General features: G+C 69.1%; 15 protein-coding genes. 5 read left to right on the top strand and 10 right to left on the bottom strand.

Annotated features, from left to right (window positions below):
- Positions 1-34: 34 nt before the first annotated feature.
- From ACFYRH_RS37935 to ACFYRH_RS37920, 4 genes are read right to left on the bottom strand one after another with little or no spacing between them, the layout of a single operon-like run.
- Complete coding sequence (locus ACFYRH_RS37935; RefSeq protein WP_387785142.1) at positions 35-460, bottom strand: hypothetical protein; 426 nt, start codon at positions 458-460, stop codon at positions 35-37.
- Positions 461-493: 33 nt separating this feature from the next.
- Entirely contained in the window at positions 494-1,159 is a 666-nt protein-coding gene (locus ACFYRH_RS37930) for a response regulator (protein ID WP_387785140.1), read from the bottom strand.
- 10 nt (positions 1,160-1,169) lie between these two features.
- Positions 1,170-1,817, bottom strand: coding sequence for a response regulator (locus ACFYRH_RS37925; protein ID WP_387785139.1), 648 nt, complete (start codon positions 1,815-1,817; stop codon positions 1,170-1,172).
- Positions 1,814-2,956, bottom strand: coding sequence for a sensor histidine kinase (locus ACFYRH_RS37920; protein WP_387785137.1), 1,143 nt, complete (start codon positions 2,954-2,956; stop codon positions 1,814-1,816). Before ACFYRH_RS37920 ends, ACFYRH_RS37925 begins: the two co-directional genes overlap by 4 nt.
- A gap of 154 nt (positions 2,957-3,110) precedes the next feature.
- On the opposite strand from ACFYRH_RS37920, the gene ACFYRH_RS37915 reads away from it, so the two are divergent.
- A complete protein-coding gene (locus ACFYRH_RS37915; RefSeq protein WP_387785136.1) occupies positions 3,111-3,575 on the top strand; it encodes a DUF6069 family protein in 465 nt (154 codons plus the stop codon).
- Here the strand turns inward: ACFYRH_RS37915 and ACFYRH_RS37910 are convergent.
- A complete protein-coding gene (locus ACFYRH_RS37910) occupies positions 3,504-4,259 on the bottom strand; it encodes a FadR/GntR family transcriptional regulator (protein WP_387785135.1) in 756 nt (251 codons plus the stop codon). The genes ACFYRH_RS37915 and ACFYRH_RS37910 overlap by 72 nt on opposite strands.
- 74 nt (positions 4,260-4,333) lie before the next feature.
- Between ACFYRH_RS37910 and ACFYRH_RS37905 the strand changes: the two genes are divergently transcribed.
- A complete protein-coding gene (locus ACFYRH_RS37905; RefSeq protein WP_387785133.1) occupies positions 4,334-5,545 on the top strand; it encodes an alpha-hydroxy-acid oxidizing protein in 1,212 nt (403 codons plus the stop codon).
- A gap of 3 nt (positions 5,546-5,548) precedes the next feature.
- Here ACFYRH_RS37905 and ACFYRH_RS37900 read toward each other — a convergent pair whose 3' ends face one another.
- The 3 genes from ACFYRH_RS37900 to ACFYRH_RS37890 all read right to left on the bottom strand — a co-directional run bounded on the left by ACFYRH_RS37900 (position 5,549) and on the right by ACFYRH_RS37890 (position 8,662).
- The gene (locus ACFYRH_RS37900; protein WP_387785132.1) at positions 5,549-6,688 is read right to left on the bottom strand and encodes a sensor histidine kinase; all 1,140 of its coding nucleotides are present in this window, start codon (positions 6,686-6,688) and stop codon (positions 5,549-5,551) included.
- A gap of 79 nt (positions 6,689-6,767) precedes the next feature.
- Positions 6,768-7,406 (bottom strand): pyridoxamine 5'-phosphate oxidase family protein, encoded by a 639-nt coding sequence (locus tag ACFYRH_RS37895; protein WP_387785130.1) that lies wholly within the window; start codon positions 7,404-7,406, stop codon positions 6,768-6,770.
- Positions 7,406-8,662, bottom strand: a complete 1,257-nt coding sequence (locus tag ACFYRH_RS37890) for an MFS transporter (protein ID WP_387785129.1) — start codon at positions 8,660-8,662, stop codon at positions 7,406-7,408. The genes ACFYRH_RS37895 and ACFYRH_RS37890 overlap by 1 nt, the downstream gene beginning before the upstream one ends.
- A 120-nt stretch (positions 8,663-8,782) precedes the next feature.
- On the opposite strand from ACFYRH_RS37890, the gene ACFYRH_RS37885 reads away from it, so the two are divergent.
- Entirely contained in the window at positions 8,783-9,235 is a 453-nt protein-coding gene (locus tag ACFYRH_RS37885) for a hypothetical protein (RefSeq protein ID WP_387785128.1), read from the top strand.
- Between the two features lie 31 nt (positions 9,236-9,266).
- Here ACFYRH_RS37885 and ACFYRH_RS37880 read toward each other — a convergent pair whose 3' ends face one another.
- Positions 9,267-9,911, bottom strand: a complete 645-nt coding sequence (locus ACFYRH_RS37880; protein ID WP_387785126.1) for an alpha-ketoglutarate-dependent dioxygenase AlkB — start codon at positions 9,909-9,911, stop codon at positions 9,267-9,269.
- A 61-nt stretch (positions 9,912-9,972) separates the two neighbouring features.
- The gene (locus ACFYRH_RS37875) at positions 9,973-10,641 is read right to left on the bottom strand and encodes a Type 1 glutamine amidotransferase-like domain-containing protein (protein ID WP_387785125.1); all 669 of its coding nucleotides are present in this window, start codon (positions 10,639-10,641) and stop codon (positions 9,973-9,975) included.
- A 229-nt stretch (positions 10,642-10,870) separates the two neighbouring features.
- Between ACFYRH_RS37875 and ACFYRH_RS37870 the strand changes: the two genes are divergently transcribed.
- Positions 10,871-11,452 (top strand): alpha/beta hydrolase fold domain-containing protein, encoded by a 582-nt coding sequence (locus tag ACFYRH_RS37870; protein WP_387785123.1) that lies wholly within the window; start codon positions 10,871-10,873, stop codon positions 11,450-11,452.
- Entirely contained in the window at positions 11,418-11,759 is a 342-nt protein-coding gene (locus tag ACFYRH_RS37865; protein ID WP_387785121.1) for a prolyl oligopeptidase family serine peptidase, read from the top strand. The genes ACFYRH_RS37870 and ACFYRH_RS37865 overlap by 35 nt, the downstream gene beginning before the upstream one ends.
- Positions 11,760-12,221: the final 462 nt, after the last annotated feature.

The following is a 12,221-nucleotide window of genomic DNA, read 5'->3' as shown; positions in this document are numbered from 1 at the left end:
GGGGGAGTGACCACGGCTACCCCGGACGGAGTACTCAGGTGCTCGGGCTGGTCTCCAGACGTTGCACACTCCCCGCCGAAAGCGCATCCGCAACATGCTGTACGCCGCTGCGAATCAGGTCACCGTAACCACCGTCGGGGAGCTTCGGGAGATGCTCACGGGCCAGCCGCAGGTGTTCCGCCGACTTCTCCCGGTCCGCCAGCCTGCGATAGTCATCGGCGAGGTTGAGATGCAGCGACGGCAGCCAGCCGTCGTCCTCCACGACCTCCAGCGCCCGCAGATCCCAGGCGAGCTCGTCCGCGGTCTCGTCCTGGACATCGGCCAGGTAGTGCGCGATCGCGCAACGGGTCTGCCGGTCGCCGACCGCGTCCCACAGCGCGGTCAGTTGCGAACGGGCGGCGCCGCGATCACCGGAGCGTCCGAGCTCGACGGCAGCCATGATTTCCTCGAGGTGCGTCATACGGGCACCCTCGGGCTTCAAGCGGCTGGAAGGTCAACCCAGCCAGCCGGGGCGGACGAGGCCGGTCTGGTAGGCGACGACGACGAGCTGGGCGCGGTCGCGGACGCCGAGTTTGATCATCGCGCGACTGACATGTGTCTTCGCGGTCGCCGGGCTGAGCACCAGCCGCTCGGCGATCTCGTCGTTCGACAGCCCTTCGCCGACCAGCGCGACGATCTCCTTCTCGCGATCCGTGAGTACGTCGAGCTCCGTGCTCGCGTGCGGCTGCCGGCTGCGCGACGCGAACTCCGCGACCAGCCGCCGCGTGACGCCGGGGGAGAGCAACGCGTCCCCGCGCGCCACCACGCGGACCGCCTGCAGCAGCTCGACCGGCTCGGTGTCCTTCACCAGGAACCCGCTCGCCCCGACCCGGAGCGCCTCGAACACGTACTCGTCCAGATCGAAGGTCGTCAGGATCACCACGTGGACGTCGGTCAGCTCGGGATCCGCCCCGATCTGCCGGGTGGCCTCCAGCCCGTCGGTGCCGGGCATCCGGATGTCCATCAACACGACGTCGGGCTTCTCCGCTCGCGCGGCCGTGACCGCCGCGGCGCCGTCCGGCACCTCGCCGATCACCGTGATGTCGTCCTCGGCGTTCAGCAACGACCGGAACCCGGCCCGCACCAACGCCTGATCATCCGCCAGCAGCACCCTGATCATGCGCTGGAGCTTATGCGAGCCCAGCGTCGTGGGCGAGCAGGGCGATCTGGGTCCGGTTCCCGAGCTCGAGCTTGGTGAGGATGTGCGAGATGTGCGCCTTCACGGTCGCGAGGCTCATGAACAGCTCGGTGGCGATCTGCGCGTTCGCCTGGCCCTGGGCGACGGCGAGCATCACGTCGTACTCCCGGGGCGACAGGCGCTCGAGTTTCTGCCGCGCGATCGTGTGCGCGTCGGCCTGCGTGGCGGCGCGGTCCATCAGGCGGCGGGTGATCGCGGGGGAGAGGATCGGGTCACCGGCCGCGACCCGACGTACGGCGTCGACGATCTGGGCCGGCGGGGTGTCCTTGAGCAGGAACCCGCTGGCGCCGGCGCGCAACGCGTGCAGGACGTTCTCGTCGGTGTCGAACGTGGTCAGTACGACGACCTCGGGCGGGTTCGTCCGGGCACGCAGCCGGCGGGTCGCGACGATGCCGTCGACGCGCGGCATCCGGAGATCCATCAGCACGATGTCCGGGAAGTGCGCGTCCACCGCGGCGGGGACCTCGTCGCCGTCCGCGGCCTGCCCGACGACCGCGATTCCGTTCGCGCCGTCCAGCATCATCTCCAGGCTGGCCCGGACCAACGCGTCGTCGTCCACCACCAGGACCCGGATGTTCATGAGGGCCACGGTAGCGAGGCCTCGAGCCGGAACCCGCCACCGGGGACCCGCCCGTGGTCCAGCGTGCCGCCCGCCAGTTGCACCCGCTCGGTGAGCCCGACCAGGCCGGTCCCGCTGCCGGGCGCGAGCGACGTACCGTTGGAGGCCGCGTTCGTCAGCTCGATCCGCAGGCCGTCACCAGGTCCGCCGTCCACCGTCAGGTTCACCGGGTGACCGGCGGCGTGCTTGCGTGCGTTCGTCAGCCCTTCCTGCACGACCCGGTACGCCGTCCTCCCGGTTGCCGGTGGCAACGAAGCCGGATCCGCCACGTGATCGTCGTACGCGATCGTCGCTCCCGCCTCACGGGACTCGTCGACGAGCGCCCGCAGATCGTCGAACGTCGGCTGCGGCCGGCCCTCGTAGACGTCCTCGTCGCGCAGGACGTTGATCACCTCCCGCAGCTCGTCGAGCGCCTGGTGTACGCCGGTGCGGATCACGCCGGCGGCCTTCGCGAGCTTCTCCGGTGACGAGTCGGGGCGGTACTCGAGCGCACCGGCGTACGTGGCCAGCAGGGACAAGCGGTGCGCGAGTACGTCGTGCATCTCGCGGGCCATCTTCGTACGTTCCAGTGTGCGCGCCTCGGCGACCCGACGACCCTGCTCGTCCTCGGCGCGGCGGGCGCGTTCACGCAGCGACTGGAGAAGCTGCTGACGGGCCTGGGTGCCTTGGCCCCAGCCGAGGAGCGCGGCGTGGACGACGACGTCGAGTACGGCGAACCAGAGGAACGGCAGGCCGTGGATCGGTTGCCACGCACCCTGGATCAGGTGCGCGACGGTGCCGGCCAGGGCGACCAGAAGCGCGGTCCGGAACGGGCGGCGGAGGGCAACGGTGAGGGTGCCGACGGTGGATGGCGGCGTGGCGGCGGGGGAGAAGATCGCGAGGATCGCGACCGCGATCGCCCCGTGCACCGGCCGGCGGATCACGAGCGGAATCAGCGCGACCGACACGACACCGACCACGATGTCGAGCACCAGGAACTTGCGGTGCTCAGGATCCGGCAACCGCCCGACGATCGTCGCGGCCACCATCACGGCGATCAGTCCGGTCGCGGCGGCGACAGTCCAGCGAGGTGCCTTCGGTGGCACACAGGTCTCCTCCATGCCGCCGAGACTAGGCGGAGGCCCCGTTCCCCACCACCGACCAAAGTCGAAGCCGCACCGACTTCGGACCAGCCTGGCCCAGCTTCGCGGCCGATGCCGCGAATACCCGCGCTCCGGCACTGTGCTGCCAACACCTCGCCATGAAGGAGCCACAATGCGAACCCCGAGCTCGAACACGTACCCCATCGAGCACAACACCGCGACCGAGAGCACCAAGCCTGCCTCACGCCGGGTCCCTGGCCGGAGTCGGCTCACGGTCGTCGGCGTCACCGCCGCCGCGGCCGTCGCCGGCTGGGCGGTCCTCGCCCCGCTGGCCGGCCTCACGCTGACCGCCCGTCAGGGCGGCGTCCAGCACATCGGCGTCGTCGCCGTCCTGCTCTCCTCGGTCGCCGTCAGCTTCGCCGGCTGGGGCTTGCTCGCGATCCTCGAGCGCCGTACGGCGCGAGCGCGCGAGATCTGGACCGTCGTCGCCACCATCGTCTGCCTCACGTCGCTCGGCAGCCCGCTCACCAACGGCATCGGCCTCGGCGCGAAACTCGGCCTGGCCTCACTCCACCTGATCGTCGGAGCGACGGTGATCTTCGGCCTCCGCCGGACCAGCTCCGCCGAACGGTGCTAACTGGGCGGCCTGGTAGAACCCCTGGATGTGCGCGGTCAGCAACTCGGCCGCGCGCTCCGGCTCCCCGCCGCGCACCGCGGCCAGGATCGCCCGGTGCTCGGCCCGCAACCCGACCGCCGTCCCTTCCCAATCCGGCAGATTCGGCACCGCGGCCAGCACGTACCCGTGGATCGCCGACCGCAACGAGGTCATCACCGCGGCAATCAGCACGTTCCCGGCGAGCCCGGACAGTGCAACGTGGAACTCCGCGTCGAGCACATGGAACTGCTCCGGGGACAGCTCGCTGTCGTCCATCCGGTCGAGCAACTCCTCGGCGACCTTCAGCTCGCCCGTCTCGAGCGCCCGCCCCGCGGCCTCCCGAGCCGCCCACGACTCGAGCAGCAGCCGCGTCTGCACCACGTCGCCCATCGGCAGGTGATTCGTTGCCAGGTGCAACCGCAGTACGGCGGTCAGCGGGGACACCGGCTCCGCGACGATCACCGCACCCGCCTCCGGACCGGACCCGGTCGCGGTCCGGACGACGCCCATCGCCTCCAGCACCCGGACGGCCTCCCGCACCGACGGCCGGCTGATCCCGAGCTGCTCGGCCAGCGCCCGCTCACCCGGCAGCCGGCCGCCGATCCGCAGCCGCCCGGCCGCGAGGTCCGCCTCGACCCGGTGCAGGACCAGCTCGTAGTTCTTCATGTGGACGACTCTATCTGTGTGGTCGGACCACAGGGTAGGGTGTGGTCCGACCACAGAATCAGCCGGGAGTTGTGATGACCGATCGACAGATGCCCAAATGGTCCGAGCTGAAGCCGTGGCTGCGGCCGAAGCCGATCACGGTGAATCCCACCGACCGGCGGCTGGACAAGGCGCTGACGATCGCGGACCTGCGGGCGATCGCGCGACGGCGGACGCCGCGCTCGGTCTTCGACTACACCGACGGCGCCGCCGAGGCCGAGATCAGCCTGCGCCGGGCCCGCCGGCTGTTCGCCGAGATGGAGCTGCAGCCGTCGATCCTGCGGGACGTCTCGGAGATCGACCTCGGGACGTCGATCCTCGGCGGCCGCTCGGAGCTGCCGTTCGCGTTCGCGCCGACCGGTTTCACCCGGATGATGAACCACGAGGGCGAGAGCGCGGTGGTCAAGGTCGCCGAGCAGATCGGGATCCCGTACGCGCTGTCCACGATGGGCACCACCTCGATCGAGGACGTCGCCGCGGCCGCGCCGAGCGCGCGCAAGTGGTTCCAGTTGTACGTGTGGAAGGACCGCGACGCCGGCGAGGACCTGGTGAAGCGCTCGGCGGCCGCCGGGTTCGAGGCGCTGATGCTGACGGTCGACGTACCCGTCGCGGGCGCCCGGCTTCGCGACGTACGCAACGGCTTCACGATCCCGCCGTCGCTGACCGCGAAGACCGTCCTGGACGCGTCGATGCACCCGGCCTGGTGGGCGAACCTGCTGACCACGCGGCCGCTGACGTTCGCGTCGCTGTCCACCTGGGACGGCACCGTCGCCGAGCTGCTCGACAAGCTCTTCGACCCGACGATGACGATCGACGACCTGAACTGGCTGCGCTCGATCTGGGACGGGCCGCTGATCGTCAAGGGCATCCAGACGGTCGAGGACGCGCGGCGTGTGGTCGACGCCGGTGCGGACGCGGTCGTGCTGTCCAACCACGGCGGCCGTCAGCTGGACCGGGCGCCGACACCGCTGCGGATCCTCCCGGAGGTCCGCAAGGCGGTCGGCAGCGACGCCGAGGTCTACCTCGACACCGGCATCATGTCCGGCGCGGACATCGTCGCGGCGATCGCGCTCGGCGCCGACGCCTGCCTCGTCGGCCGCGCGTACCTGTACGGCCTGATGGCCGGTGGCCAGCGTGGTGTCGCCCGCGCCGCGGACATCCTCACCAAGGAGGTCCGCCGCACGATGGCGCTACTCGGCGTCTCCAGCGTGGCCGAGCTCAACCCGTCCCACGTCCGCCTGCCCTGACATCTACAGCGGCAGGGTCGCGATGATCCGCAGACCGCCGGTCGGCGTGCGGGTGGCTGTGAGCGTGCCACCGAGCGCGGTGGCGCGTTCCCGCATGCCGGAGATCCCGTTGCCTTCGGTCGGGGGAGCGGTCAGCGTCTCGCCGTTGTCGTCGATCTGCAGCACCAGCGACTGCTCGCCGTACTGGATCCGGACCGTTGCCGACGTCGCCTTCGCATGCCGTACGACGTTCGTCAGGGACTCCTGGACGATCCGGAACGCGGCGCGGTCGAGGCCGCTCGGCAGTGGGCGCGGGTCGCCGTGGATGATCTTGTGCACCTCCAGGCCGGCTCGGGCCGTGCGGCTGACCAGGTGGTCGAGGAGATCGAGTCCGGCGAACGGCTGGCGGGGCGCCGACTCGTCCGACTGGCGCAGTACCCCGACGATCGAGCGGAGCTCGACCAGCGCCTCCTTGCTGGCGTCCTTGATCGCGGCCAGCGCCGGAGCGGCCTGCTCGGGTTGCCGATCGACCAGGTGCAGTGCTGTGGACGCCTGCACGTTGATCAGCGAGATGTGGTGCGCCACGACGTCGTGCAGCTCCTGCGCGATCCGGAGTCGCTCCTCGCCGGCCCTGCGCAGCTCCTCCTCTTTCCTGGTACGTGCCGCGGCGCTGACCCGGTCGCGGTGCGCGCGGAAGAGCTCGGCGAGGAATCCGAGTACGACGAAACACGTGCCGACCAGGAGGACCTGGTACACGCCTTGTTCGTTGATCCCGAGCACCATGCGGCCGCCGACGTGGCCGACGTACAGCGCGGCCAGACCGGCCCAGCCGGCTGACCGGTGGCCTAACCGGATCGTGGTGAACACGGCGATCACGAACGGGAAGATGACCGGGCCGTACGCGTACTGCATCAACATGTAGACGAGCGTCGAGACGACTGTTGCCCACAGCACCGGCACAGGGTTGGTGCGGAGCCAGTACAGCGACACCGATCCGATCAGGATCAGCACGATCATGAACCAGTCCGCCGGCCGCCGGTCCACCTCGCCGCGGGAGGCACCGAGCGAGCCGACCACGCCGATCACCGAGATCACCAACGGCAGCGCGATGCGGCGTGCCCTGGTTCCCAGGCGCGCCGCGGCGATCGGCTCGGTCGTGCTCACAGTACGCAACCGTAGAGGTCGGGCGGAGCCGGTGTCATCGTCGCCATGGAGTACTTCGGACTGCGCCCGGCGTGGTAGTTCAGTATTTGACCTTGTAGATCTTCTCTTCGTACGCCTGGCCGTAGTACTCCTCGAGCGCCGCGAGATCCTCGTCGGGGCGCTCGAGCGCCTGCGCGATCCGCGGGCGGGTCGGGACGGCGTCCGGGTTCCAGGTCTCGGGCTTCCACAGCTTCGAGCGCAGGAAGGCCTTCGAGCAGTGATGGAAGACCTGCTCGATCTCCACCAGCAGGGCCAGCTGCGGGCGGTTGCCCTTCACGACCATGTCGTCGAAGAACGGCGCTTCCTTGACGATCCGGGCCCGGCCGTTGATCCGCAGCGTGTCGCCGCGGCCGGGGACGAAGTAGATCAGGCCGACGTGCGGGTTGCTGAGGATGTTGGCGAAACCGTCGACGCGGCGGTTGCCGGCCCGGTCCGGGATCGCGATCGTCGATCGGTCCAGGACCTTCGTGAACCCGGCCGGGTCGCCCTTCGGCGAGACGTCGCAGGTCCCGTCGTCGGCGGAGGTGGCGATCAGGCAGAACGGTGATGCGGCCAGCCAGTCGAGGTCGAGGTCGTGGAGCTCCTTGCGCTCCTTGCCGGCGGCGGCTGCCAGCGGCTGCGGCACGAGGTCGCGCAACTCGTCGTACGTCGTGATCTCGACCAGTCCGGGAATCTCCATCAGGCGGCGTTCTCCTCTACCAACGACGGCGTGGCGTCCTCGTTGACGGCCCTCGTCCGCACCGCCCATCGTACGGCGGGACCAGTTGTGCAACTGGTCCCCAGGAACAGTGCACCGACGATCAGCCAGCCGATCGGACCCCATCCGAGGATCACCGTGGTGAGCAGCGCCGGGCCGAGCATCCGGGCGACCGCGGGGCCGGTGCCGAAGAAACCTTGGTACTGACCCTGCTTGTCGGCGGGGGCCAGTCCGAAGCTGATCTCCCAGGCGCCCGAGGCGAGCTTCATCTCGCCGAGGGTGAGGAGCGCGGCGGCCACGACAAGCACTCCGGCCGTGACGGTGGCGCTCAGATTGGCGGCGGTGGTTGCGAATACCCCGCAGGCGGCCAGCATCGCGAGTCCGGCGTACCGGACCGAGCGGGTGGCGGTGCGGAGATCCTTCACGGCCCTGGCGACCCGTACCTGGAAGAGCGTGACGCCGATCGTGTTCACGATCATCAGCGAGGCGACGACCCAGCTCGGGGCGTTCGTCCGGGTGACGATCCAGAGTGGGCCGACCAGGCTGATCAGTGGCATGAAGAGCAGCATGATCGCGTTGATCAGAGCGAGGACGGCGTACGGACGGTCGTGCAGCACGGCCAGCCTTGGTTCACCGGCGCTGCGGACCCTGACCGCGATCGGCGGCACGCGGTGGATGAGCCCGGCCGCGACCAGGAAGCTCACCGCGTCGATCCCGAACACGACCAGGTACGCCGCCTGTGTGTCGAAGCGGAGCGCCACGCCGCCGAGGAGCGCGCCGACCGCGAGACCGGCGTTCACCGTGGACTGCAGGAAGGCACGGATCCTGGTGCGCTCGGCCGGCTGGACGAGACCCGCGAGCAACGCCTGCCGCGCGGCGGTCAGGCCGGTCTGGCTGCACGCGTAGACGATTGCCGCGATCAGGAAGCCCGCGAAGCTCCGGACGACCAGGAACGCTGCCACGGCGGACGCTGTGGTGAGCGCGAGCAGGACCGCCGTACCGCGGGCGCCACGCCGGTCGGCGAGGTTGCCGAGCGGAACGCCCGCGAGGAAGCCGGCCAGCCAGGCGACGGTCAGTCCGAGCCCGACCTCGGCCGTCGAGAGGCCGACGACCCGGGTGAAGAACAACGCCGACGTGACGACGAACGCACCGTCGCCGACCGAGTTGGCCAACTGCGCCATCGCGAGGTCCCGCGGCGCTCCGGCCGGGGGAAGCATCTGTCCGAGTCTGCTGCTCATGCCTTGAGCCTAGGGATTCAGCGGCCCAGGGTGGAGATCCATTCTCGGCGTCAAAACATGGGCCACTTTGGCCTGTGGACAACTCGGACAGGGGAGTCGAATCGCGGCATCTTTCTAGGCATGAGCTTCCACAACCTGACTCCTGCCTGGGTCGATCAGCCCCTCACCACGCCCGGCTTCGCCGCCGATGTCGTCGACCTGATGGTCAGTCTCGGCGATCGGCAGCGCGGCACGTTCGCCGTGCTCCTCTGCGATCCCGACGACTACTACCGAGCCACCGTGACCATCGACCTACCGACCGAGTTCGAACACCTCAGTCCCGGCCTCGATACCGCCGGCCTGTGCTCGTCCGCGCTGTCTCCGATCGTTACCGCGGTCCGCACAGCGCCTGGCACTGGCATGATCCTCGCCTTGGGGAGACCTGGGCCGGGCGGGGTCTGCGAGTTGGACGATCAGTGGTCGCGAGCGGCCACTGCCATCTGCCAGGCGGCCGACATCCGTCTGCTGGGCTTCTACATCGCCACGAGCGAGGGCGTCCATCAGCCGGCGATCACGCATCGGCAGGCAGCATGATCGTCGGTGGTCGCCCCGTTTCGCCGGCCGGTCAGCGGACTCCGCGGGGGCGGAACTGGATGCTGATCCGGGGGCCGATGTGGCCGGACGACTTGGGGATGGCGTGTTCCCAGGTCCGTTGGCAGGAGCCGCCCATGACGATCAGGTCGCCATGGCCGAGGGGATAGCGGATGGTCGAGCTGACCGGACCACTCGACCCGCCCGGCCGCGGGCGCAACGCGAGCACACGCGGCTCGCCCACGGAGAGGATCGCGACCATCGTGTCCTCACGGTCGCCACGACCGATGCGATCGCCATGCCACGCGACGCTGTCCCGGCCGTCGCGGTAGAAGCACAATCCCGCTGTCCGGAACGGCTCACCGAGCTCCTCGGCGTACCGCGTGCTCAGTGCATCCCGCGCCTCGTCCAGGATCGGCAGCGGCAGCTCGGCGTTCTCCCCGTAGAAGCACAACAACCGCGGCACGTCGACCACCCGGTCGTACATCTGCCGCCGCTCCGCCTGCCACGGCACATCCCGAGCCAACCGCTCGTATACCTGATCAGCCCCGGTCAACCACCCCGGCAGCACATCCACCCAGGCCCCGCGGCCCAACTCGGTCCGCGCCAGCCCGTCCAAGGACCCCAGCGCCGGATCCTCGAAAGCATCCAGCAACGAGCCCTGAAGATCAGCACCCATATGTCCACCATACCCGAAACTCGAACATATGTTCCCCTGGGTTCCAGGTTGATGCCGGCGGCTAGCCGGGAAAGGCCTTCCACTGTCCTTCGGAGATGACCTCGACGGTGCCGCCGACCACCTTGATGGCGGTCTCGTCGTCGATCGCGTACGCCGGACCTTCGATCTCCGCGGCCCACCGCTCCGCATCGGCCAGCGTGTTCCCCGGCATCTGCTCGTGGTCCAGGTGCGGGTAGATCGAGAAGTCGACGACCCCGAGGGTGCGATCGTCCGGCGCGGCAGGCCAGTTGACGAAGTCGTCACCGATCCGCGGCGTCAGCACCATGCTGCCGGCACTCATCCCCACCCAGACCTTGTCGTCCAGCGAAGGCAGCACCTCTGCCAGCCCAGACGTCCGCATCCAGTGACACAGGTACGCCGCGTCGCCACCGTCCACCAGCAGCGCATCAGCCTCACGCACCCACGCCACCCACCGCTCTTCGCCAACGCTGGGCAACGCCGCCAGCTCCAGAACCCCCAACGACCCCCAGCCCAGCCCGGTCAACCTATGAAACGGAGCCTCACCTGCAACAGACCGCCGCACCGACCCCGGCCCAAGCATCGGATGCCCCCACTGCGCCGTCGGTACGTAGAGCGCACAAGCCTCGGAGACCGCCCGACCCAGCAGCTCAACCAGCGCCTCCCGAATGCTCCCGTTACTAACCCCTCCAGAAGTAAGAAGAAGCTTCACAATCCCTCCCCATCCAAGCCCGCCGACTCCACCTAACCCAACCACCGCGCCTTCTCTGACCCCGTGCCCCCCTCAACCGGCCGCCGTCCACCTGTCGTACCCCAACCCAGCACCCACCTGAGGACCTTCGACAGGCAGCGACAGATGCCGACTACGCGGTGCGCTCTGGCTTCGCACCTGCCAGAGTGCGACGGTCCGTTCGTCGAATCTCGTCGGAAGGGCAACGCTGATGTCTGATGCGCGAACGTTGGCCGAGCTCACGTACGTCCCGGATATTCGCTACGACAGGCCAGATGGTGTCGATCTCCGCCTGGATATTGTGGCGCCGGCGCCGTTACCCACAGATCCGCTTCCGGCCGTCGTGCGGATCGATGGCTGTCCGGGTTGGGGCCCTGGCGACCGCTCGTCTGCACTGCTGCCCTTCGCCAATCCCGCACTCGCTCGAGCTGGGTTCCTGACCATCGCTGTTTCGGTTCGCCACAGCAGGCAGGCACGCTTTCCCGCGCAGTTGCACGACGTACAGGCTGCGCTGAGATGGCTGCGCCGCAATCCTCTCGGCCTGCCGGTAAATCCGGACAGCGTCGGTGTCTGGGGGCACTCGGCCGGCGGCCACCTGGCTGCGATGGCCGGACTCAAGCCGAGTACTGCGGGTCGCGGACACCGAACCGCCACACTCCGCGACGACGTCCAGGCAGTCGTCACGATCAGCGGGCCGAGCGACCTCGCGCGCTCGGGCGGGGCCATGCGGATCGATCGACCCTCGCCGGTTACTGCGTGTGGTGGGCGGCGACATCAGCACTCATCGGGATGAGTTGCGTGCAGCCAGCCCGATTACTCACGTCAGTGCTGCTGCGCCGCCATTCCTCATCATCCACGGCACTTCCGACGAAACGGTCCCGTACGAGCAAGCCGAACTTCTGTGGAGCGCCCTGCTCACGTCAGGTACGGAAACCCAACTGCTCCCGATCGCTCACGGACATCACAACCTCCAACGCGATCCACATCGTCGGTACGGCGGGCAGGTCTGGGACTACGTCGCGAGCGAAGCCGCAACCTTCTTCAACCGCCACTTACGACCGCAAGATGGCGACCATGCGCGCCCCAGACAATGCCCGTGAAGCCGACCATGACGGTGAGGCGCCGCGCCCACCTACCTTGCGTGGAGCTTGCCCGCGACCACGGCCGCCGCACGTCGAGCAGGGGGACTGCATGATCGCCCCTCGGTCACCCGCAGCCGCCGTCGCCCATGCGTAGTCGAGTTGGGGCTGAATGCGGCGATTGAAGGTGACGGGGGAGGTGGCAGGCCAGAATCCGCAACGCGCCGACGCGCCAGCCGCTGCAGAGTCTCGTTGCCCGTGATTGCAGGCCATGCACGAGCGGCGCGTGAGTCCCGCGAAATCCCTTACAGGTAAGGGTTTTGTGGATGTCCGGGTTTGGCTGAGCGATCCCGATGGCATAGAATCGAACACATGTTCGAGGATGATCTGAGTGAGCTCGCGACGGCCGACCTGCTGGAGTCGGCCGCCGCGCACCGCGCGATCGCCAACCGGGCCGACGCGCGGCTGCTGGAGCACGCTCAG

This window comes from Kribbella sp. NPDC004875 (assembly GCF_042873375.1).
Lineage (GTDB): Bacteria > Actinomycetota > Actinomycetes > Propionibacteriales > Kribbellaceae > Kribbella.
This window is presented reverse-complemented; position numbering and strand designations above follow the sequence as displayed.

Bases quoted from the DNA above. Each gene is read 5' to 3' on its own strand.
- ACFYRH_RS37935 (WP_387785142.1), bottom strand. From the start codon at position 460: ATGACGCACCTCGAGGAAATCATGGCTGCCGTCGAGCTCGGACGCTCC.
- ACFYRH_RS37930 (WP_387785140.1), bottom strand. From the start codon at position 1,159: ATGATCAGGGTGCTGCTGGCGGATGATCAGGCGTTGGTGCGGGCCGGG.
- ACFYRH_RS37925 (WP_387785139.1), bottom strand. From the start codon at position 1,817: ATGAACATCCGGGTCCTGGTGGTGGACGACGACGCGTTGGTCCGGGCC.
- ACFYRH_RS37920 (WP_387785137.1), bottom strand. From the start codon at position 2,956: ATGGAGGAGACCTGTGTGCCACCGAAGGCACCTCGCTGGACTGTCGCC.
- ACFYRH_RS37915 (WP_387785136.1), top strand. From the start codon at position 3,111: ATGCGAACCCCGAGCTCGAACACGTACCCCATCGAGCACAACACCGCG.
- ACFYRH_RS37910 (WP_387785135.1), bottom strand. From the start codon at position 4,259: ATGAAGAACTACGAGCTGGTCCTGCACCGGGTCGAGGCGGACCTCGCG.
- ACFYRH_RS37905 (WP_387785133.1), top strand. From the start codon at position 4,334: ATGACCGATCGACAGATGCCCAAATGGTCCGAGCTGAAGCCGTGGCTG.
- ACFYRH_RS37895 (WP_387785130.1), bottom strand. From the start codon at position 7,406: ATGGAGATTCCCGGACTGGTCGAGATCACGACGTACGACGAGTTGCGC.
- ACFYRH_RS37890 (WP_387785129.1), bottom strand. From the start codon at position 8,662: ATGAGCAGCAGACTCGGACAGATGCTTCCCCCGGCCGGAGCGCCGCGG.
- ACFYRH_RS37885 (WP_387785128.1), top strand. From the start codon at position 8,783: ATGAGCTTCCACAACCTGACTCCTGCCTGGGTCGATCAGCCCCTCACC.
- ACFYRH_RS37880 (WP_387785126.1), bottom strand. From the start codon at position 9,911: ATGGGTGCTGATCTTCAGGGCTCGTTGCTGGATGCTTTCGAGGATCCG.
- ACFYRH_RS37870 (WP_387785123.1), top strand. From the start codon at position 10,871: ATGTCTGATGCGCGAACGTTGGCCGAGCTCACGTACGTCCCGGATATT.